Source organism: Nitrospirota bacterium, from assembly GCA_040752355.1.
GTDB lineage: Bacteria > Nitrospirota > Thermodesulfovibrionia > Thermodesulfovibrionales > Dissulfurispiraceae > JBFMCP01.
The window spans coordinates 43,396-65,248 of the sequence record JBFMHE010000021.1; the positions used below are offsets into that span (position 1 = coordinate 43,396).

The window sequence follows — 21,853 nt, forward strand, 5'->3', positions numbered from 1 at the left end:
CTACTTGTGCTGCGCGACTTGCTTGACGAGCTCGCTGAAGCTCTTGAAGTCGTGATAGGCCAGGTCAGCCAGGGCTTTCCTGTTCATCGAGATATTCGCCTTTTTAAGTCCGTTCATGAACTGGCTGTAAGTCATATCGAGCGAACGGACCGCGGCATTGATACGGGCGATCCAGAGAGCCCTGTATTCGCGCTTTTTGAATTTCCTGTCCTTGTATGCTGCAACGAGCGCCTTATCGACCGCCTGAGCGGCAACCTTGTAGAGCCGGCTTCGCGCACCGTAGTACCCCTTCGCTCTCGCGACGACCTTCTTGTGATATCGTTTTGTCTTGAAGCCACCTTTTGCCCTCGGCATGATCTCCTCCTTTTGCTATCCTTAAACGCAGTAACGCGCTCTATTCCCGGCACTTCCGAGCTCTCTCTACCGTTGCGCCAAAAACTTCCCTTTAAAATAGAAGAGCTTACATTTTAAAAAATCGGCGCAGCGCACGTCAAGTCTCCCGTACCGATCGCGAGCATACTTCTGCCGCATTGGATTCCCTGCGGCAGGACCGCAGGGGAGCTCAATGCGTTCTTCCGAAAGCGGACAATGTGCGGAGACGGGGAGACTGCGAACAGCTCAGGGCCGTCTAGAACATATACGGCAGCAGCTTCTTGACATTGTCGAACTGTGCCTCGGGCACAAGGGTTCCTTTTCTCAGGTTCCGGGTGCGCTTGGAAGCCTTCCCGGTCAAAAGGTGACTCTTGTACGCCTTGTTCCTCTTTATCTTGCCGCTGCCCGTTACCTTGAATCGTTTGGCAGCGCCGCGGTGGGTCTTGAGTTTCGGCATGACGGTTTCTCCTCCTTTCTCCTCTATGACTGCGCTTTATGCTCTCCGTATCACTTGCTGCTCGGGGCAACGACCATGGTGATGTGGTTGCCTTCGAGCTTCGGCTGTTGCTCTATGTTGAACTTCAGCTCGGATGCGTTAAGAAGCTCGATGATCTTTCCGAAGACCTTCATTCCTATCTCGGGCCGGACGATCTCTCTTCCCCGGAAATACATCAGGACCTTCGCCTTATCCCCGTCTTCCAGGAACCGTCTGATGTTCTTCACCTTCAGCTCGAGGTCATGCTCGCCGATCTGCGGACGTATCTTCATCTCCTTGACGTCTATGGTCTTGCGCGCGGAGTGCTTCTTGCTCATCTGGTACTTGTACTTGCCGAAGTCCATCACCCTGCAGACCGGCGGTGATGCGTTCGGCGCCACCTCGACGAGATCGTACCCGCGCTCTCTCGAGAGCCGGAGCGCCTCCTGAATGGGAACGACGCCGAGCTGTTCGCCCTCCTCGCCGATGAGCCGCACCTCTCTGGTCCTGATTTCCTGGTTGACTCTGATATCTTTGCTTATGTTCACACCTCCATAATATAATTGCCTCCAGGGGAGGCATATCGGGCAATTGCTCTGGCAGAGCGCCGTTCACGAACGGGCGTCTATTTCTTTTCTTATTATCGCTATAAACTCGTCTGTTGTAAATGGACCGGTATTCTCCCCGGACCGCTTCCGCACCGTTACGTTCCGTTCGGCCGATTCTTTATCCCCTATTATAACCAAGTACGGCACTTTCTTCATGGTGGCCTGGCGTATCTTGTACCCTATTTTCTCGTTATCCAGGTCGAGCTCCGAGCGTATGCCGGCCCGGCGCAGCGCCGTATGGACCTCTCGGGCATAGCCGTCGTGCCGTTCGGCGATCGTCAGGACCGCCACCTGGACGGGGGAGAGCCAGAGGGGGAACACTCCCGCGTAATGCTCTATGAGCACCCCGAAGAACCGCTCCAGCGAGCCCATCAGCGCACGGTGGATCATGATCGGCCGGTGCTCCTTGCCGTCGCTCCCCCGGTAGACGGTATCGAACCGCTCGGGGAGGTTGAAATCGACCTGGATCGTGCTGCACTGCCACGACCGGTTCAGGACATCTTTTATCTTTATGTCGATCTTCGGGCCGTAAAAAACCCCTTCGCCCGGGTCGACCTCATAGGCGAGTCCCTTTTTCTCGAGCGCCTGCTTCAGCGCGTTCGTCGCACGATCCCAGTTTTCGAGGCTCCCCACGTACTTTTCCGGCCGGGTCGAGAGATAGATATCGTACGCCGAGAAGCCGAAGGTCTTGAGAACGAAGAGGGTAAAGTCGAGGATGTTCAGGATCTCCTCCTCGATCTGGTCCTCCCGGCAGAAGATATGCGCATCGTCCTGCGTAAAGCCCCTCACGCGCATGAGCCCGTGGAGCGTTCCCGAGCGTTCGAACCGGTAGACCGTGCCGAGCTCGGCGAACCGCAGGGGGAGGTCACGGTAGCTCCTCAGGGCGTTCTTGTAGATCGCGATGTGAAAGGGGCAGTTCATCGGCTTCAGCTCATACGCGACCTCTTCCACTTCCATGGGCGAATACATGCTGTCGCGGTAGAAGTTCCAGTGGCCGCTCGTCTCCCAGAGATGGAGCCGGGCTATATGCGGGGTGAAGAGGATCTTGTAGTCCGCCTTTTCGTGCTCGTTCCTCCAGAAGTCCTCGATCGTCTTCCGGATGATCGCGCCGTTGGGATGCCACAGGATGAGCCCGGGGCCGATCTCCTCGTTGATGCTGAAGAGGTCGAGCTCCTTGCCGAGCCTCCGGTGGTCGCGCCGCTTTATCTCCTCGAGAAAGTCGAGGTAGGCCTTGAGCTCCTCTTTCGTCTCGAAGGCAGTGCCGTAGATCCTCTGGAGCATCTTGTTCTTTTCATCGCCCCGCCAATAGGCGCCGGCGATGCTCAGGAGCTTGAAGGCCCTCACCCTTCCGGTCTTCGGGAGGTGCGGCCCCCTGCAGAGGTCGACAAACCCGTCCTCCTCGAAGAGCGACACCGTCTCGTCCGGAATCTCTTCGAGCAGCTCCACCTTGTACTGCTCGCCCCTGCTCCTGAAAAATTCGATCGCCTCGCTGCGGGAGAGCTCTTTCTTGACGAACGGAGCGTTCTTCTTGACGATCTCCTTCATCTTCTTCTCGATCTTCTCGAGGTCCTCAGGCGTGAAAGGGGTGGCCCTGTCGAAATCGTAGTAGAACCCCTCCTCCGTGGAAGGGCCTATGGCCATCTTCACTTCGGGGAAGAGCTCCTTGACCGCATGCGCCATGATATGCGACGTGCTGTGCCGGTAGATATCTTTTCCCGGCTTCGAATCGAAGGTGACCAGCTCTACCGTATCCTGCGGCGCAGGGGAGTCGAGAGAGGCGAGGCCCCTCAGGTCGCCGTTGATTCTCACGGCAACCGCCTTGGATGAATCTATGTACCGTCCCAGGTCCGATACGTCAGCGTCTTTATGCGTGCCGTCGGGCAATATGAGTTTAATGGCTGCTCCTCCTCAAAAAAGTCGGCTTTTATCATAACCGATCTCTAGTGGTTACTTCAATAAAATCAATAAAGAGCTGCGCCCGTTCCGGCGAGCTCCGGCAGACCGGGCGCAGCTGTATTTATTCTAGCAAATATCCTACAATTATTCTAAACGGCGCTCATGAAACATCCTGTCATCTTTACCGATCTCGACGGCACCCTGCTGGACGCCCGCTCCTACTCCTTCGAGCGTGCCGTGCCGGCCCTGACCCTCCTCCGTCAAAGGAACATACCTCTCGTTATCTGCTCGAGCAAAACAAGGAGAGAGATCGAGCACTACCGGGAGCTGCTCTATAACGACCACCCGTTCATAGCCGAAAACGGCGGCGGCGTCTTCATCCCCCGGTACTATTTCACCCCCGAAACGCTCGCGATATCCCCCCCGCCGGAAGAGAGCGGCCCGTACCTGCTGCTGCGGCTCGGGGCGTCCTACCGCGACCTCCGCAGGGCGATAGGGGAGCTCCGTGCCGGGGGATTCGCCCTGAGAGGCTTCGGCGATATGACGGCAGCCGAGGTGGCGGCGCTCACCGGGCTCACTGCCGGCGAAGCGGCGATGGCTCAAGAGCGGGAGTTCGATGAGCCCTTCGTTGCCGAAGGCCCCCTCGACGAGGAAGCGCTCAATCGCGCCGTAGCCTCGAAAGGGCTCTCTACCACGAAGGGAGCGTTCTTTCATCTCCTCGGCAAGAGCGATAAGGGGAAAGCGGTAGCGCTCCTCGGGGCGCTCTACGCCCGCCAGTACGGCCAGCTCTTCACGGTCGCCCTCGGCGACAGCCCCAACGACCTCCCGATGCTCGAACGGGTCGATTGCCCGGTCGTGGTCCGGAAGCCGGACGGAAGCTATGATTCCCGGATTGCGGTTCCGGGCTTACTGCGGGCCGAGGGAGCGGGACCGGAAGGATGGAACAGAGCGGTTATGAGTATCCTCGAGAGCCTGGATATCCGGAACTGAGAGAAGCCCGGTCAGCAGCTCTACGGCTGCCGGTTCGCGAGCCTGCCGTCGCGCATCTCGAGCGTCCGGTGGCACCGCCGGGAGAGCGATTCGTTGTGCGTGACGATAATGAACGTCACGCCGCTGCGCTCGTTGACGTCGAGGAGGAGCTTGAAGAGCTCTTCACCGGTTGCTGAATCGAGATTCCCGGTCGGTTCGTCGGCGAGGATCACCCGGGGGTCGAGGAGGAGCGCACGGGCAACGGCTACCCGCTGCTGTTCGCCTCCCGAGAGCTCTCCCGGTTTGTGGAAGCGCCGCTCATAGAGCCCGAGCTCCCGGAGGAGGGCTTCCGCTTTATCGAGATGCTCTTTCCGGGAGGCGGTGCGATTGCCCTGGGCCTGCGCGATCAGCCCGGGCATGACGACATTCTCGAGAGCGCTGAACTCCGGCAAAAGGTAGTGGAACTGGAAGACGAAGCCGATCATCCTGTTCCTGAATATCGCGAGCGCGGTGTCGTCGAGAGAGAAGGGATCGATGTAGGCGCCGGCCTCGCTCTGCGCAGCGGCCCCTGAATGCGCCTGCTTGTAGAGAACGGCCCCTGCCGTAGGCCGGTCCAGGGTTCCGAGGATATGAAGAAAGGTGCTCTTCCCGGCGCCGGACATGCCCACGATACTGACCATCTCTCCCTCACGGAACACCGTATCGATGCCCTTCAGGACAGAAAGCGTTCCGGCGGGAGTAACAAAGGACTTCTTGAGCCCCTCTATGCGTATAAGCTCGCCCATCACCGTGCGTCTTCCTTTTTCAAATCCTTCGCTAGTCCGGCGATCTTCTGCCACCAGGAGCGGAGTGTCGCTATGAAAGACTTCTCTTCGGCAGCGGCATCACCGGATTGCCCCCCGGCCTTCGCGCTCTTCTTTTTCGGGGAGGGGTCATCGGCATGCCGGCGCTCGTCGGTCTTCTTTCCCTCAATCGCCTCTTCGGCCTTTCCGGTCCACTCCTTGAGCTTCTTCTCGGTAGCGTCCCTCTTCCCTTTGATCGCGTCCGCGCGCTCGCCGAGTTCTTCGGTGCTCTTCTGAATCGCGCCTCCTGTCTTCTCCCCGAACCAGCGGAACCTCTCCCCGCCGCTCCAGAGGGCAAGTGCCACGAAGGCGATGCCGCCGACTATCGCGAAGCAGAGGACCCGTTTAACCAGCCCGCACATCACTCGTACCTCAACGGCTCGACCGGATTGAGCTTTGCCGCATGGTAGGACGGATAGAGCGTCGAGAGAAAGCTGATCGTCACCGCCGAGACCGAGACGACGAGAAAGTCGATGAATTTCATCTTCACCGGCAGCTTGCTCAGGTAATACACATCGGCGGGGAGCTTGATGATCTCGTAATTGTTGAGCACCACGCCGAGCGCGTAGCCGCCCGCTATGCCGATCGTCGTACCGATGATACCTATGAAGAGCCCCTGGAACACGAAGACCAGCATGACGCCCCGGTTGGTGGCGCCCATCGCCTTCAGGATGGCTATCTCCCGCTGCTTCTCCATCACATTCATCATAAGCGTGCTGACGATATTGAACGAGGCGACGAGCACGATGAGGATCAGGATGACGAACATGGCGAACTTCTCGAGCTTCAGCGCCGAGAAGAGGTTCTTGTTCATCTGCATCCAGTCCTTCGCATAGAAGGGGAAGCCCAATGCGCTGGTTACCGAGGTGCGCACCTCCGGCGCACGGTAGATGTCGTCGAGCCGGAGCTCGATCCCCGAGACGGTATCGCCGTAGCCGAAGAACTCCTGGGCCGCCTTCATATCCGTGAGCACGAGACTGGTGTCGTACTCGAACATCCCCACCTCGAAGATCGCCCCTACCCTGAACTGCTTCACCTTCGGGAGCATGCCGAGGGGCCCTACTTCGCCCACCGGGGAAATGACATTGATCGTATCGCCGACCATGGCGCCGATCATCGACGCCAGCTCCTTTCCTATGACGATCCAGGGCAGGTCGCCTCTCTTCGCGAGATCCTCGATGCTCCCCTCCTTGATATGTCCCAGGATATCGGTCGTCTTTGCTTCGGACTGGAGCTGTATGCCCCGCATGAAGACGCCGTGCGCCCTCTTGCCGGAAGAGACCATAACCTGTCCCATGACAAAGGGCGAGACCGAAGTGACATGCGGCTCGTCCTTCAGCTTCGAGAGCACCTCCTGGTAATCGGCGATCGCACCCCGGTAGTTGAGCACCACCGCATGGGCGTTGGCCCCGAGGATCTTCTTCTGGAGGTCCTCGTGGAAGCCGCTCATCACCGAGAGGACGACGAGGAGCGCCATCACCCCGACGGCAACGCCGCTGATCGAGATGATCGCGTTGAACGATATGCCCTTATGCTTCTTTTTCGACTTGAGATAGCGCAGGGCGATGAACAGCGAATAGGACAGGTTCATAGTTCTATGATAAAGGATAGCGTGGGGTTACGCTCAAGAATAAAAAATATACGCCCATTCTGTCAAACGTCAAGGTACGCTTACGCCTCTGGTTTCAACTGCGGGAAGAGCACCACGTCGCGTATGGAGGGGGAATTGGTGAGCAGCATGACGAGACGGTCGATCCCGATGCCCTCTCCGGCAGCCGGCGGCATGCCGTACTCGAGGGCCCTGACGAAATCCTCGTCCATCCAGTGCGCCTCCTCATCGCCCTTCTTCTTCGCCTCGACCTGCTTCATGAAGCGCTCTCTCTGGTCTACAGGGTCGTTCAGCTCGGAGAAGGCGTTGGCGATCTCCCGCGAGGCGATGAAGAGTTCGAACCGCTCCACTAATTCCGGGGCGTCGGCCTTTCTCTTGGCGAGCGGCGACAGCTCCACCGGGTAATCAATGATAAAGGTCGGCTGCACCAGCTCGGGCTCGACAAACTCCTTGAATATCTCGTCGAGGACCTTTGCATGCGACGAGCCGGTGGGGATATCGAGCTTCTGCGAGCGCGCCCAGGCAACGGCTTTCTCCGGGTCCGATACCACCTCTTCGGGCACGCCCTTCTGCTTCAGGGCGTCGAGCATCGGGACCTTCGGCCAGGGGGGCGTCAGATCGATTACCGTATCGTTGTAGGGGACGCGCAGGGTACCGATCGCCCGCTGGGCGACATACGAGAATATCTCCTCGGTAAAGGTCATGAGATAGCGGTAATCCTTGTAGGCCATATAGAATTCGAGCATCGTGAATTCCGGGTTGTGCTTCGTCGAGATGCCTTCGTTCCTGAAGTTCTTGTTCAGCTCGAAGACCCGCTCGTAGCCGCCCACCAGGAGCCGCTTCAGGTAGAGCTCGGGGGCGATCCTGAGATACAGCTCGATATCGAGGGCGTTGTGGTGCGTCTTGAAGGGCCGCGCCGTGGCGCCTCCGGGGATCTGGTGCATCATCGGCGTCTCGACCTCGATAAACCCGCGGGACTCGAGGAAATCCCGTATCGACTTGATGATGGCGCTCCTCTTGGCGAAGACCTCCTTCACCTCGGGGTTCACGATCAGGTCGACATAGCGCTGGCGGTACCTGATCTCTATATCCCGCAGGCCGTGCCACTTCTCGGGGAGCGGGCGGAGCGACTTGCTCAGGAGGACGATATCCTTCACCTCGATCGTCAGCTCGTCGGTCTTCGTCCTGAAGAGCCTTCCCGCTACGCCGACGATGTCGCCGATATCGAGCTTCTTTACCAGGCCGTATTTCTCGCCGAGGACATCCTTCTTGAGATAGATCTGGATCCTCCCGCTCGCGTCCTGGATATGCGCGAAAGAGGCCTTGCCGAAGTCCCTCATCGCGACGATCCGGCCTGCAACGGAAGTGTTCACCGTCTCCTCTTCGAGCTTCTCCTTCGAAACAGACTGATAGGTCTCCTTGAGCGCGGCAGCATGCGCTTCGGGCGAGAACCTGCCGTCATACGGGTTGATCCCGCCCTCCTGCAGATCGCCGAGCTTCTTAAACCGTTGTTCTATAAGTTCGTTCGTTTCTTCCATCACAAGCTTTTGATTATACTCGTCACCCTTTGTACAAGTCAAATGAAGGAAGCCCTCAGCGCTCAGCCGTCAGCTATCAGCCCTTAAAACTGCGGCTTTCAGCCTTCAGCGCTCGGCTTTCAGCAGCGGATCCTTCATTATTTGCTAACGCTGAGAGCTGGTAGCTGATAGCTGAATGCTGATGGCTGAAAGCTTAATCCTTGACAGGATGGTGAAAATACACTAAATTATAAAAATGCGCACGCCCTTCTTGGCCGCAAACTGGAAGATGAACAAGACCATCGGGGAGACGGAATCCTTCCTCAGGGAGTTCGCGCCGCTCGTAGCCGGCGCCGCCGGCAGGGAGGTCGTCATCGCCCCTCCCTTCACCGCGCTCGCGGCAGCGGCAGCGCTCATTAAGGGCACGGCGATCCAGCTCTGCGCGCAGGATGTGTTTTACGAGGAGAAGGGGGCATATACCGGCGAGGTTGCGCCGGGCATGCTTGCCGACGCAGGCTGCTCCCAGGTCATCATCGGCCATTCGGAGCGGCGCCAGTACTTCAAAGAGACGGACGGTATTCTCAACAAGAAAGTGAGAGCGGCGCGGAGCCATACTCTGAAGGTCATCTTCTGCATCGGCGAATCCCTGGAGGAGCGGGAGGCGGGAAAGACCTTCGAGGTGCTCAAACGCGAGCTGGCAGAGGGCTTGAAAGAGACCTCGCCCGAGGGAATCGTCGTCGCCTACGAGCCGATATGGGCCATCGGCACCGGGAAGACCGCGACGACCGAGCAGGCCCAGGAGGCGCATTACTACATCCGCGAACAGCTCGCCGGGCTCTACGGCGCTGCCGCGACTGCCATGAGAATTCTCTACGGCGGCAGCGTGACGCCGGAGAACATCGACGCGCTCATGGCCTGTCCCGACGTGGACGGCGCGCTCGTCGGCGGCGCGAGCCTCAAGCCGGACAGTTTCGCCCGCATAGTGAACTATAGTAAAATAGGATAAACGAACCGTACGTATGAGGAGGAGAGAGTGGCAACGTTAATCATCATCATACATGTCCTGGCGAGCTTGTTTCTCATCGCCATCGTCCTGCTGCAGAGCGGTAAGGGAGCGGAGATCGGGGCCGCCTTCGGCGGGTCGAGCCAGACCCTTTTCGGCAGCAGAGGCGCCGCAACGTTCCTGAACAAGCTCACCACGATATCGGCGGTGGTCTTCATGCTGACGTCTCTTACGCTCACCATGGTTACTACCAAGAGCGCATCAGTCATCCAGCAGACCGCGCCCGCCGACCAGAAGAAGGCGATCCCGCAGCAGCAGGTGCCGCAGCAAGTGCCCCAGCAGCCGCAGCAGCCGTTACAGCAGCCACTCACGAAATAAGCGCATGATCCATAGAGTCCCAGTCCCGGAAAGGAGAGCCTCTGCTCTCCTTCTCCGGGTTTTCTTGCTTGCCGTTCTCGCCCTTGCCGTCGCAGGATGTTCCCGGGCGCCCGAGATCAAGTCCCCCCGGGCGATCACCGTAGGCTCGCTGGGAGAAGCCAAGCGTCTCATCCCCTTTCTTGCATCTGACGGCCCATCAGCGGAAATCAGCGGATTGATATTCAACGGCCTCGTAAAATACGATAAAAACATAAATTTAGTCGGCGATCTCGCTGAATCGTGGGAGGTGAGCCCCGATGGCCTCACCATCACCTTCCATTTACGAAGAGGGGTGAGATGGCATGACGGGGCAGAATTCACTGCCGAGGATGTTCTCTTCACCTATCAAAAAGTGACCGACCCGAACGTCCCCACCCCCTACAGCAGCAACTACGGTCCGGTGGCTGCGATTGCTGCACCGGACACCTATACGGTCAAGGTTACCTATAAAGAACCCTTTGCACCGGCCCTTGAGTCATGGGGCATGGGGATCGTGCCGAAACACCTCCTCGAGGGCAAGGATGTGGCGTCTCCGGAAGTGAACAGAAATCCCGTCGGTACAGGCCCCTATAAACTTAAAGAGTGGATTACCGGCCAGAGGATCGTTCTCGAGGCGTTCGATGGTTACTTCGAGGGGCGGCCCAATATCGATCGGTTTATCTCGAGGGTGATTCCCGATCAGTCGACCATGTTCCTGGAGTTGAAGTTCGGCGGCATCGATATCACCAGCGTAACGCCGGCGCAGTACAAACTCCAGGTCAATACCGATTTCTTTAACACCTATTTCCAGAACTTCCGCTATCCTGCGTTCCAGTATACTTATTTGGGATATAACCTCCTGAACCCGCTCTTTCAGGACAAACGGGTCCGGCAGGCGATTGCGCATGCAGTCAACAAGAAGGAAATAATAGCGGGAGTTCTCCTGGGTTATGGCACTCCCGTTACGGGACCGTTCTCTCCGGAGTCATGGGCGTACAATCACGATGTCAAAGATTTTGAGTACAGTCCCGAGAAAGCGCTGCAGCTGCTCTCGGAGGCGGGGTGGACTATGAATTCTTCGGGACTGCTCGAAAAAAACGGGCGGGTCTTCTCTTTCTCAGTAATTACCAACCAAGGCAATGAGTCACGGCTCAAGGCCGCACAGATACTCAGAGAGCAACTGAGGCGAGTCGGTATCGATATGAACATAAAGGTCCTCGAGTGGCAGGCCCTTCTCAATGAGTTCATCCACAAGAAACAGTTTGAGGCGGTTATTTTGGGATGGTCGATGGGCAGAGATCCCGATAACTACGATGTATGGCATTCATCAAAGACCAAGGAGGGAGAGCAGAATCACGTCTCGTATAAGAATGAAGAGGTCGATAGACTGCTCATAGAAGGCCGACAGACGTTCGATAAGGAAAGAAGAAGAGAACTCTACAATAAAATGCACGCGATACTCTCCGAGGAACAGCCCTATTTGTTCCTCTATGTCCCCGATGCGCTCCCGGTGCTCCATAAGCGCTTCAAGGGAGTCGAGAAAGCGCCAATCGGCATCTGGCACGACTTCATCCACTGGTATGTGCCGAAGAACAAGGCCGAGTGGTACCAGTAAGCCGGCGTAATAGGGTAAACTTAACCGTATGCCTGCAATCACCGTAGAACACCTCTCGAAAAAGTTCGGCGCTGTCGCCGCTGTCGACGATGTCTCGTTCGAGGTCGACGAAGGCGCGATCTTCGGCTTCCTCGGTCCGAACGGCGCCGGGAAGACGACGACGATCAACATCCTCTGCACCCTGCTCTCTCCCACCTCGGGCAGCGCCCGCATCGACGGCCACGACTGCATGCGGGAATCGGCGGCGGTGAGGAAGAAGATCGGGATCGTCTTCCAGGACAACACGCTCGACAAGGAGCTTACCGCCTACGAGAATCTCCTCTTCCACTCCTATCTCTACAGCATCCCGAGGGCCGAACGGAAGCGGAACATCGAGCAGGCGCTCCATTTCGTAGGCCTCTACGACCGGAGAGGGGAGCAGGTCAAGCGCTTCTCGGGCGGGATGAAGCGGCGTCTCGAGGTGGCGCGCTCCCTTATCCATCAGCCCAGGGTGCTCTTTCTGGACGAACCGACGCTCGGCCTCGATCCCCAGAGCAGGACCAATTTATGGGAGTTCATCGCGACCCTGCCGGAAAAGCAGGGCGTCACCGTCTTCATGACCACGCACTATATGGACGAAGCCGAAATATGCGACCGGATCGCGATCATCGATCAGGGAAAGATCATCGCCGAGGGCTCTCCCGACGACCTGAAAAAAATGGTGGGCGGCGATGTCATTTACCTGAGGACCACGGATAATGCGAAGGCGATGCGCGACCTGAAGGCGCTCCTCGATCTCGATGCCGAGGAACGGGAAGGCGAGGTATTCATCTCGACGGCGCGGGGCGACGCCTGCATCCCCCGGCTCATCACCGCCCTCGCCGACATGGTCGTCTCGGTGCGGCTCCAGCGCCCGACTTTGAACGATGTCTTTCTGAAGCTCACGGGCAAAGCCATCCGTCCCGAGACCATGTCGAGCAGCGACGAGTTCAAGGCGTCGATCCGTTCGTATCGAAGAAAGTTCGAGAAGGGGTAGGAGCGCATGAGCGCAAGTCTGAACGCAATCTACGTCGTCGTCGCCCGCGAGCTCATAAAGTTCTTCAGGGAGCGGGGGCGGCTCGTCTCGACCCTCGCCCGTCCCGTCATCTGGCTCTTCCTCGTCGGCGGCGGCATGTCGCGGCTGGTCTCTCCCGACATGGGCATGCCCTACATGCAATTCATCTTTCCGGGCATCATCGGGATGACCATTCTCTTCAGCTCCATCTTTTCCTCGATTTCCATAATATGGGACAAGGAATTCGGTTTCATGAAAGAGATGCTCGTCGCGCCGGTGCCGCGGTTTTCGCTCGTAGTCGGCAAGGCGCTGAGCGGCACCGTCGTCTCGACGCTCCAGGCCCTTGTCATCCTGCTGCTCTTCCCCTTCGTCGGCCTCGAACTGGGAGTGCTCCAGATCATCCTCATCCTCGGCATCTCCCTGCTCCTCTCCTTCTGCATCTCCTCGCTCGGCATTCTCATCGCCTCTTTCTACGAAAGCTTCGAGAGCTTCAGCGTCATCATGAACTTCATCATCATGCCGATGTTCTTCCTTTCGGGAGCGATGTACCCGGTGAAGCTGCTGCCGCCGGTGCTCGGCCTCTTCACCCGGATCAATCCCCTTACCTACGGCATCGACGCGCTGAAATATATGGTCTTCCCCGAGCGGAAGCTGCTTACGCACGACTTTCCGCTCAGCCTGGATATCGCGGTCATTGTACTTGCCTCGGCGGTCTTTGTTGTCGTGGCAGGATATGTATTCGAAAAGCGGAAATAACGGAGCACCCCTGCAGTGAATCCCGTAGAGCTCTATAAACAGCTGCCGAAAAAGAATTGCGGCGACTGCGCGCAGAAGACCTGCATGGCCTTCGCCATGGCGGCCCTACGGGGGGAGACCGATCTTTCCGGATGCCCCCATCTCGACGGCGAGGCGCTCCAGGCCCTCAAGGGCTCGCTCACGACCTCCGACTGGCGTGAAGAGCTCGCCGGGAAGCTCCGTGAAGAGGTCAGGCAGGTCGACTTCCCCCGCATCGCCGAAGGACTCGGCGCCCGGCTGCAGGGAGGGTCTCTGGTCCTTACCTGCCTGGGGAGAGAATTCACCGTTACGGCGGACGGCGTCATCGTGACGAAGGGGCCGATGACGCCGTGGATAAAGATATTGCTGCTCCACTACATCAGGACCGCCGGCAGAGAGAAGCTCTCCGGAAAGTGGGTCTCGTACGCCGAGCTCAAGAGCGGCATGGTCAAAGCGACGTCGTTCGCACGTGAGTGCGAGGAGCCGCTGAGGGAGCTCTTCGACCGGGATGCGGAGCAGGCGGCTTCCGCGCTGCTTCGCATGGGCGCGGAACAGCGAGGGGACTTTCCGACCTCCTGTGCATGGCGGCTCCTCCTTCTTCCCAAGCTGCCCGTCATGGTCCTCTACTGGCCTCCGGACGAGGAGTTTCCCTCGAAGCTGAGCATTCTTTTCGACGCTACGGCGGACCGGTTTCTCGACGCCGAATCGCTCATCTTCCTGCTGGAGGGGCTGGTAAAAAACGTCGAAAGGAATTTTATTTCTTGACAAGAAAAATCGTATATGGTATTAATTGAGATGACGTATTATTCCCCAATTTTTGGCACGTTTTGGCGAACGTCATAACAAACTATGTAAGGAGGTGACCACCGAATGAAGAGAATCTTAGCTTTAATACTTTCTTTACTGCTTGTCGTAGCTTTCACCTTCGCAGTCGGCTGCAAGAAGGCTGAAGAGCCCAAGCCCGAGCCCGCGCCTGCGCCCGCTCCGGCACCGGCTCCTGCTCCGGCACCCGAGCCGGCACCGGCTCCTGCTCCGGCTCCTGCTCCGGAAGCTCCCAAGAAGTAATTTCCTTAAACGACACCATGAGAGCGGCATCCCCGCTCTCATGGTGTTGCTTTTTAAAACCGATACCTGATATATTTTAAGTATATTATTGTGCGTCGTTCTCTTTCGAAGAGTGGGTAGTCCCACTCTTTTGTTTTAGGAGCCCTATGGAGCAGAATGCGCTGAAACAGAAGATACACACCCTGGCCGCTCAGGCAGCCGAGGACGAAGACCTCGAGCTGGTGAATATCGACCTTCGCGGCAAGGGCAAGAGCATGCTCCTCCGCGTCGTCGTCGACAAGGAGAGCGGGGTGACGATCAGCGACTGCGAACGCATGAGCAGGAGCCTCGAAGCGCTCCTCGACGTCGAGGACCCGATCAAGGGCTCCTATACCCTCGAGGTCTCCTCGCCGGGGCTCGACCGGCCGCTCGCGACCCAGCGGGACTTCGAGCGGAACATAGAGAAACTGGCCCGGGTCGTAACGGCGGAGAAGATCGACAACCAGACCTTTTTTGTCGGACGCATCATCGATGTCGGCGAGGGCTGGATACGGATGCGGATCGAACAGAAGGGCGGGGACAGGGATATATTTATTCCCATGGACAAGATCTCGAAGGCGCGCCTGGAAATTGAAATAAAATAGGGGAGAGACCATGACCAAAGAGCTTTGTTTCGTGATAGATCAGATCAGCAGGGAGAAGGGCATCCCCCGGGATGCCTTGCTGAAGGTGCTCGAAGCGGCGCTCCTCTCGGCTGCGCGCAAGCGCTTCGGCGACCGGAGCAATATCAATCTCCGCATCGACCCCAAGACCTGCGCCATTCATGCCTTTGAGGCGAAGCGGGTGGTCGAGCAGGTTGCCGATAAGAACGAGGAGATATCGCTCGACGAGGCCGGCGCCGTAGCTCCCGGCAGCGTTCTCGGCGACACGGTCGAGATACCGGTGCCGCTCCCCGACTTCGGCAGGATCGCGGCGCAGACCGCGAAGCAGGTGATCTTCCAGCGGGTCAGGGAAGCGGAGCGGGACATTATATTCGAGGAGTTCAAGGACAAAGCGGGCCAGATCGTGAGCGGGACGGTGCTCAGGAAAGAGAAGAACCTCTATTACGTCAGCCTCGGCAAGACCGAGGCAGTGCTCCCGCAGCGCGAAACGCTTCCCAACGAGACGCTGAAGCGCGGCGATCTCGTCAAGGCCTACCTCTCAGAGGTGCGGCAGACCGCGAAAGGCCCGATGATCATGCTCTCCCGTACGGATCCGAATTTCGTGATCGGGCTCTTCAAGATGGAGGTCCCCGAGATCAACGACGGCGTCGTCATCATCAAGAGCATCGCGCGCGAGCCGGGCGAGCGGACGAAGATCGCCGTCTTCTCGAAGGACAACTCCGTCGATGCCGTCGGCGCCTGTGTCGGCATGAAGGGGACGAGGGTGCAGTCGATCGTGAGAGAGCTCAGGGGAGAACGGATCGACATCATCCCCTGGAGCGACGACCCCCGCATCTTCATCGCCAGGGCCCTCACCCCGGCGGCGGTCGACCGGGTCGGCGTCAACGAGGACGAGAAGACGGCCATGGTCATCGCCGACGACCAGCAGCTCTCCCTCGCCATCGGCAAGCGGGGCCAGAACATTAAGCTCGCCACGAAACTGACGGGCTGGGAGATAGAGATCCTCAGCGAGTCGGAATACTCGAAGATAAAGATGGAAGAAACGGAACGGTCGCTCGACAAGGCGCTCTCTGAAACACGACAGTCTCAAAGCGATGAGTCATGACCGTTCCCCTTCGCTCCAATACATAAAAGGCGTCGGGCCCCAAAAGGCCCGGCTCCTCTCCCGCCTCGGCATCACCACCGTGCAGGAGGCCCTGTACCACCTGCCCTACCGCTACGAGGACAGGAGCTCCCTCAAAAAGATCGCCCAACTCACCTATGACGAGCTGCATGCCGTAACCGGTACCGTCGCAAGCGCCGATGTTGTCACCCCCAATCCCCGGAGGCCGCGCTTCAAGCTCTTCGAGGTCGTCATTACCGACGGGAGCGGGGCGCTCAAGGCAAAGTGGTTCAACCAGACCTTTCTGAAAAAGATTTTTGCGCCGGGACGCCGGGTGGTGCTGTACGGCATGGTGAAGCGCACCTATTGGGGAGCGGGGTTCGAGATCGTCAACCCCGACTATGAGCTGCTCGACGACGGGGAGGACGATGCGCTGCAGATCCATACAGGCCGCATCGTTCCTGTCTACCACTCTACGGACGGGCTGAGCCAGAAGCAGCTCAGGACGATCATGCACGCTGTCGTCACCGGCGCTTCGACCGGCGCTCTGAACGGCGAGGATGCGATCCCCCCTGCCATAATCGACCGCTGCCATCTCCCCGGTCTGCGGGAAAGTCTCATGAACGTCCATTTCCCCTCCGATCCTTCCGAGCCGGGCGCCTCCTGCTCGCTCGACGAGCTCAACCGGGGGACGAGCCGGTACCACCAGCGGCTCGCGTTCGACGAGCTCTTTACGCTCCAGCTCGGGCTCGCGGCGATGAAGAAGCGGGAGGTCCTCGAAAAAGGCATCGCCTTTCATCCCGACGGACGCTTCGTCAACACGCTCATCGGCGCCCTGCCGTTCAGGCTCACCGGGGCGCAGGAGCGGGTCTTCGAGGACATACTGCGCGATATGCGCTCCCCCTACCCCATGAACCGGCTCATTCAGGGCGATGTGGGATCGGGAAAGACCATAGTCGCCCTTCTCTCGATGATCGCCGCCGTGGAATCGGGATACCAGGCCGCGCTCATGGCGCCGACCGAGATCCTTGCAGAGCAGCACTACCTCACGATTCACCGGCTGGTAGAGGACCTCGGCCTCACCATACACCTCCTCACCGGCAGCAGAAAGAACAAGCGCGGCGATGCCGCCGCATCCCTCGACGCGCATATTATCGTCGGCACCCATGCCCTCATCCAGGAGGGGGTTTCATTCGGAAAGCTGGGGCTCGTCGTCATCGATGAGCAGCACCGCTTCGGCGTCCTCCAGCGCGCGGCGCTCCGGCGCAAGGGGACCAATCCCGATACCCTGATCATGACCGCAACGCCGATCCCGAGGACCCTCGCTCTCACGCTCTACGGCGATCTCGACTACTCGATCATCGACGAGCTCCCGCCGAACAGAAGCCCTATCATTACGCGGCACCTCGGGGAGCAGCAGAAGCACGCCATTTACCGGCTCATCGAAGACGAGACGCGGCAGGGCCGGCAGGTCTATGTGGTGTATCCCGCCATCGAGGAGACGGACAAGACCACCCTCAAGGCGGCGATTACCGGCATGGAGGCGCTCCAGCTGAAGTTCCCCCGCCTCAAGGTCGGTCTCATGCACGGAAAGATGAAAACGGCCGAGCGCGAAGAGGTGATGCGCGCGTTCAAGGGCGGCCTCCTCGATATCCTCGTCTCGACTACGGTGATCGAAGTGGGGGTGGATGTGCCGAACGCCACGCTCATGGTCATCATCCATGCAGAGCGGTTCGGCCTTGCGCAGCTGCACCAGCTCCGGGGCCGCGTGGGCAGGGGCGGGGCGCAGTCCTCCTGCATACTGCTGAGCTACGGCACGACCGAGGACGCGCGGAAGAGGCTCGACGTAATGGTCGGGACTACGGACGGTTTCAGGATCGCCGAAGAGGATCTCACCATCCGCGGCCCCGGAGAGTTCTTCGGCACCAAGCAGTCGGGCCTGCCCGATCTCAAGGTGGCGAACCTCGTGCGGGACGTGAAGCTGCTCGAGATCGCCCGCAAGGAGGCCTTTGCGCTCATCGAAGAGGACCCGTCGCTCAAACACTATCCGGCGCTGCGGGCCGCGCTCGAGGCGTTCTGGGGAGAGCGGATCGAGCTCTTCAAAACAGCGTAAGTACCATAATGCGCGAGACCGGAGAGGGGTCGAGGCAAGGCATTTGGAGCGGCTTGGGCAGCCCAAGCGAAGCCAGGGATGGCGGAGTGGGCTGCCCCGCCTCGGAGACGGGCTGGATGCCCGTCGAGAATGAGCGAAAATGCCTTGCCTCGACCCCTCTCCTTAGCTTTATAGCATGCTTCTATGTACTGCGTAATGCGTGAGGGGCGGCAAGTATGCTAGAATCTTTTGGCGGTGCGTCGCTTACGCCTCACGAATGAGGGAGGATCATGCTGAGCAGGATAAAAAAGGACTTTGACGAAGGCGTGCGTAAAGTGAGGTGGTTCGCCTCGCTCCTCTCCGAGCGGCTGCGGATCGAGATCGCCATCTTCAAGCTCCTCTACAAGGCGGAGGAGCTGAAGAAGCGGCGGGACGAGCTGCTGAAGCAGATCGGCGAGGAGGTCTACGCGATGAGGGGCAAAGACAAGAATGTCTACGCGAACGCCGGCGTCATGAGCGCCGTGAAGGAGCTCGAGCAGCTCGAGCCCGAGATACAGGAGACCATCGACAGGACAGCGGAGATCAGCAGATTAACGTCATGAGCTCCCTGGCCCTGGTTCTCCTGCTCGCCGGAATCTTCGGCCTCGTCATCGGGTCCTTTCTCAATGTCTGCATCTACCGTCTGCCCCGTGGAAAGTCGATCGTGAGCCCGCCCTCGGCATGTCCCCGCTGCAGTACGCCCCTGCGGCCCTGGGAGAATATCCCGGTGGTCAGCTATCTCTTCCTGCGGGGCAGATGCCGCGGCTGCGGGGAACCCATCTCGCTGCGCTATCCCCTCGTTGAGCTCCTGAACGGGGCACTCTACGTGCTCGTCGTGTACACCTTCGGCACGGGGTGGCATCTGCCGCTCCTCTTCGCCTTCATCTCCGCTCTGGTGGTCATCACCTTTATCGATCTCGACTTCCAGATCATCCCCGATGTCATCACCCTGCCGGGAATCGTCATCGGCCTTGCCGCCGCCTCGCTGGTTCTGCCCGACCCTTTTGCCCTCGGCTCCGTCACGCCGCAGGACGCGCAGATCGTGGGCATAACAAACGCTGCCATCGGCTTTCTGCTCGGCGGCGGACTCTTCTATCTCATCGCCGTGCTCAGCAGAGGCGGCATGGGGGGCGGCGACATAAAGATGATGGCGATGGTGGGCGCCTTCATGGGATGGAAGGCGGTGCTGCTGACGACCTTTCTCGGGAGCCTCGCGGGCTCGCTCATCGGCGTATTCCTGATCCTCTTCAAGGGTAAGGGAAGGAAGACCAGGATCCCCTTCGGCCCCTTCCTCGCCCTCGGCGCAGTGATCACGCTCTTTCTCGGGGAGCCTCTCCTCCGCTGGTATTTCACCCTCTCAATGAGGTAAAATATTCAGTTCTGCATCGGCACGTTCACGATACCTTATCTGAGGAATGTCGAAATACGAGTCAGAAAAGATAACGAGGTTTTTATGCGACAGGAGAGTTTGAGGAACATAGCGATCATCGCCCACGTCGACCACGGGAAGACGACGCTCGTCGACGGCATGCTGAAACAGGCGGGGACATTCCGCGTCAACGAGAGGGTACAGGAACGGGTCATGGACAACATCGATCTCGAGCGGGAGCGCGGGATCACCATCATGGCCAAGAACACCGCCGTGGATTACAACGGGACAAAGATCAATATCGTCGATACCCCCGGTCATGCCGATTTCGGCGGCGAGGTCGAGCGGACGCTCAAAATGGTCGACGGGGTGCTCCTCCTCGTCGATGCGTCGGAGGGACCGCTGCCCCAGACGAGATTCGTGCTCAAGAAGGCGCTCGAGCTCAACCTGCCGCCCATCCTGGTCATCAACAAGATAGACCGGCCCGACGCCCGGATCCAGGGCGTCCTCAACGAGGTCTACGACCTCTTCATCGACCTCGACGCAACCGAGGAGCAGCTCGAATTCCCGATCGTCTACACGAACGCAAAAAAGGGAACGGCGCAGCGCACCCTCGAGGATGACGCGGAAGACCTGCGGCCCCTTTTCAACCTCATCCTCTCCACCATCCCCGCGCCGAAGGGCGACGCCGGCGGTACGCTCCAGCTTCTCGTGACGAACATCGATTACAGCGATTATGTCGGCAGGCTCGCTATCGGCAGGATATTCTCGGGGACGGTCCGCGTCGGGGACGCAGTGGCGATGGTCAACAGCAGCGACGAGACCATCAAGACCAAGGTGACCTCGCTCTATACGTTCCAGGGCCTCGAGAGGAGAGAGGCGAAGGAGGCGGCTGCCGGTGACATCGTCGCGCTCGCCGGGATCGAGGGCATCAGTATCGGCGATACCATCACCGATGTCGAGATGCCGAAGCCCCTCCCCCGGATAACGGTCGATGAGCCGACCATCTCGATGGTCTTCTCCGTAAACACCTCTCCCTTCGCCGGCAAGGAAGGGAAGTATGTCACGTCGCGCAATCTGAGGGAGCGGCTCGAAAAGGAGCTCCTCTACAACGTGGCGATCAAGGTAGACTTCAGCGCCACCGATTCGTTCAAGGTCATGGGCCGGGGAGAGCTTCAGCTCGCCATCCTGATCGAGATGATGCGGCGAGAGGGATATGAGCTCTCGATCTCGATGCCCGAGACGATCACCAGGACGGTGAACGGAGCGCTCCACGAGCCTATGGAGCTCCTGGTCATCGATGTGCCCGAAGAGTTCGTCGGCGTCGTGACCCAGCAGGTCGGCATGCGGAAAGGGAAGATGCAGAAGATGCAGAACAACGGCCACGGGAGGGTCAGGCTCGAATTCAGGATCCCCTCGCGAGGACTGATCGGCTTCAGATCACAGTTCCTCACCGACACGAAAGGCACGGGCCTGCTGAACCATCTCTTCGACGGCTACGAGCCGTGGCACGGCCCGATGTCGAAGCGCCAGACCGGCGCCCTGGTCGCCGACCGGTCCGGCAAGTCGACCACCTATGCGCTCTTCCACCTCCAGCCGCGGGGGACGCTCTTCATCAAGGAGAACACCCCGGTGTACGAGGGGATGATCATCGGCGAGAACGCGCGGGACAACGACCTCGACGTGAATGTCACCAAGGAGAAGAAGCTCACCAACATGCGCGCCTCCGGCTCGGACGAGACCCTCCAGCTCATTCCTCCCCGGCTGCTGAGCCTCGAGCAGGCGATCGAGTTCATCAAGGAAGACGAGCTCGTCGAGATCACGCCGCAGTCGGTGCGCATCAGGAAAAAGGTCCTCGAGGCGAACAAGCGGCCGAAGATGCAGAAGGAGTAGAGGGACAACGAAGAAAAGGGATACGGCCCTGGTGCCGTATCCCTTTTCTTCGTTGCTGAGAAAGCTTACTTCTCGTTGAAAACAGCGGAGAGCTGCATGAGGATGACCACCGACACGACGATGAATATCCCGGCAACCGCCGCATACAGCGGCGCGATCCAGTGGTTATCCAGTCCTACCAGATGGTTCTTGATATTGACCGCGCCCCCGATAGCCGAGATAAGGACATACGCCAGCATGACAAAGGTTAAGCCGCTGAAGCCTTTTTTCTGCATGGTATTCACCTCCTTGATTGCCTGCCCTCGATAAAGTGCCTTTTTTGAAAATAAACCATTTCTCACTTCCTGTCAAGCGGCCGGGGGTTTCCACGGCGGTCCGGCAAGGGGGGCGTGCGGCATCGGGCGCGGTACAAGGGCGTGTAACGCCAAAATGATAATGTCCTCAGTTGCCAATTTAGAAATGTCCTATTGAGGAGGTGCTAAACTGCTTCTTTTTAAGTAAGGAGGCAGCGATGGCAGGAAGGGACATTATCATGGCACGGCA

22 protein-coding genes are annotated in these 21,853 nt (G+C 58.9%); 13 read left to right on the top strand and 9 right to left on the bottom strand.

What is annotated here, in order from left to right:
- The 4 genes from rplT to thrS form a co-directional block, all read right to left on the bottom strand.
- Positions 1-354 (bottom strand): 50S ribosomal protein L20, encoded by a 354-nt coding sequence (rplT, locus tag AB1805_14030; protein ID MEW5746545.1) that lies wholly within the window; start codon positions 352-354, stop codon positions 1-3.
- Between the two features lie 274 nt (positions 355-628).
- On the bottom strand, positions 629-829 hold the full coding sequence (gene rpmI, locus AB1805_14035) for a 50S ribosomal protein L35 (protein ID MEW5746546.1): 201 nt from the start codon (positions 827-829) through the stop codon (positions 629-631).
- Between the two features lie 50 nt (positions 830-879).
- The gene (gene infC / locus AB1805_14040) at positions 880-1,395 is read right to left on the bottom strand and encodes a translation initiation factor IF-3 (GenBank protein ID MEW5746547.1); all 516 of its coding nucleotides are present in this window, start codon (positions 1,393-1,395) and stop codon (positions 880-882) included.
- 63 nt (positions 1,396-1,458) lie between these two features.
- Positions 1,459-3,264 carry a threonine--tRNA ligase gene (thrS, locus tag AB1805_14045; protein ID MEW5746548.1) on the bottom strand — a complete coding sequence of 602 codons (1,806 nt, stop codon included), beginning with the start codon at positions 3,262-3,264 and terminating at the stop codon, positions 1,459-1,461.
- Between the two features lie 249 nt (positions 3,265-3,513).
- On the opposite strand from thrS, the gene AB1805_14050 reads away from it, so the two are divergent.
- The gene (locus AB1805_14050) at positions 3,514-4,341 is read left to right on the top strand and encodes an HAD-IIB family hydrolase (protein ID MEW5746549.1); all 828 of its coding nucleotides are present in this window, start codon (positions 3,514-3,516) and stop codon (positions 4,339-4,341) included.
- A 20-nt stretch (positions 4,342-4,361) separates the two neighbouring features.
- On the opposite strand, the gene AB1805_14055 is transcribed toward AB1805_14050, so the two are convergent.
- From AB1805_14055 to lysS, 4 genes are all read right to left on the bottom strand, one after another.
- A complete protein-coding gene (locus AB1805_14055; GenBank protein MEW5746550.1) occupies positions 4,362-5,105 on the bottom strand; it encodes an ABC transporter ATP-binding protein in 744 nt (247 codons plus the stop codon).
- On the bottom strand, positions 5,105-5,524 hold the full coding sequence (locus tag AB1805_14060) for a hypothetical protein (protein ID MEW5746551.1): 420 nt from the start codon (positions 5,522-5,524) through the stop codon (positions 5,105-5,107). Before AB1805_14060 ends, AB1805_14055 begins: the two co-directional genes overlap by 1 nt.
- On the bottom strand, positions 5,524-6,753 hold the full coding sequence (locus AB1805_14065; protein ID MEW5746552.1) for a lipoprotein-releasing ABC transporter permease subunit: 1,230 nt from the start codon (positions 6,751-6,753) through the stop codon (positions 5,524-5,526). Before AB1805_14065 ends, AB1805_14060 begins: the two co-directional genes overlap by 1 nt.
- A gap of 80 nt (positions 6,754-6,833) precedes the next feature.
- Complete coding sequence (lysS, locus tag AB1805_14070) at positions 6,834-8,309, bottom strand: lysine--tRNA ligase (GenBank protein MEW5746553.1); 1,476 nt, start codon at positions 8,307-8,309, stop codon at positions 6,834-6,836.
- Positions 8,310-8,544: 235 nt separating this feature from the next.
- Between lysS and tpiA the strand changes: the two genes are divergently transcribed.
- From tpiA to typA, 12 genes are all read left to right on the top strand, one after another.
- The gene (gene tpiA / locus AB1805_14075; GenBank protein MEW5746554.1) at positions 8,545-9,294 is read left to right on the top strand and encodes a triose-phosphate isomerase; all 750 of its coding nucleotides are present in this window, start codon (positions 8,545-8,547) and stop codon (positions 9,292-9,294) included.
- Between the two features lie 27 nt (positions 9,295-9,321).
- Positions 9,322-9,669 (top strand): preprotein translocase subunit SecG, encoded by a 348-nt coding sequence (gene secG / locus AB1805_14080; GenBank protein MEW5746555.1) that lies wholly within the window; start codon positions 9,322-9,324, stop codon positions 9,667-9,669.
- 64 nt (positions 9,670-9,733) lie between these two features.
- Positions 9,734-11,302, top strand: coding sequence for a peptide-binding protein (locus AB1805_14085; protein MEW5746556.1), 1,569 nt, complete (start codon positions 9,734-9,736; stop codon positions 11,300-11,302).
- Between the two features lie 28 nt (positions 11,303-11,330).
- Positions 11,331-12,317 (top strand): ATP-binding cassette domain-containing protein, encoded by a 987-nt coding sequence (locus AB1805_14090; protein MEW5746557.1) that lies wholly within the window; start codon positions 11,331-11,333, stop codon positions 12,315-12,317.
- Positions 12,318-12,323: 6 nt separating this feature from the next.
- Complete coding sequence (locus AB1805_14095) at positions 12,324-13,091, top strand: ABC transporter permease (GenBank protein ID MEW5746558.1); 768 nt, start codon at positions 12,324-12,326, stop codon at positions 13,089-13,091.
- A gap of 15 nt (positions 13,092-13,106) precedes the next feature.
- The gene (locus tag AB1805_14100; protein MEW5746559.1) at positions 13,107-13,874 is read left to right on the top strand and encodes a DUF3786 domain-containing protein; all 768 of its coding nucleotides are present in this window, start codon (positions 13,107-13,109) and stop codon (positions 13,872-13,874) included.
- A gap of 446 nt (positions 13,875-14,320) precedes the next feature.
- Positions 14,321-14,797, top strand: coding sequence for a ribosome maturation factor RimP (rimP, locus tag AB1805_14105; protein ID MEW5746560.1), 477 nt, complete (start codon positions 14,321-14,323; stop codon positions 14,795-14,797).
- A 10-nt stretch (positions 14,798-14,807) separates the two neighbouring features.
- A complete protein-coding gene (gene nusA / locus AB1805_14110) occupies positions 14,808-15,920 on the top strand; it encodes a transcription termination factor NusA (GenBank protein MEW5746561.1) in 1,113 nt (370 codons plus the stop codon).
- On the top strand, positions 15,910-18,030 hold the full coding sequence (gene recG, locus AB1805_14115) for an ATP-dependent DNA helicase RecG (protein MEW5746562.1): 2,121 nt from the start codon (positions 15,910-15,912) through the stop codon (positions 18,028-18,030). Before nusA ends, recG begins: the two co-directional genes overlap by 11 nt.
- Positions 18,031-18,299: 269 nt before the next feature.
- Positions 18,300-18,611 (top strand): hypothetical protein, encoded by a 312-nt coding sequence (locus AB1805_14120; protein MEW5746563.1) that lies wholly within the window; start codon positions 18,300-18,302, stop codon positions 18,609-18,611.
- The gene (locus tag AB1805_14125) at positions 18,608-19,417 is read left to right on the top strand and encodes a prepilin peptidase (protein MEW5746564.1); all 810 of its coding nucleotides are present in this window, start codon (positions 18,608-18,610) and stop codon (positions 19,415-19,417) included. The genes AB1805_14120 and AB1805_14125 overlap by 4 nt, the downstream gene beginning before the upstream one ends.
- Positions 19,418-19,501: 84 nt before the next feature.
- Positions 19,502-21,310: a translational GTPase TypA gene (gene typA / locus AB1805_14130; GenBank protein MEW5746565.1), complete on the top strand. Its 1,809-nt coding sequence runs from the start codon at positions 19,502-19,504 to the stop codon at positions 21,308-21,310.
- 65 nt (positions 21,311-21,375) lie between these two features.
- On the opposite strand, the gene AB1805_14135 is transcribed toward typA, so the two are convergent.
- Positions 21,376-21,585, bottom strand: a complete 210-nt coding sequence (locus AB1805_14135; protein MEW5746566.1) for a hypothetical protein — start codon at positions 21,583-21,585, stop codon at positions 21,376-21,378.
- Positions 21,586-21,853: the final 268 nt, after the last annotated feature.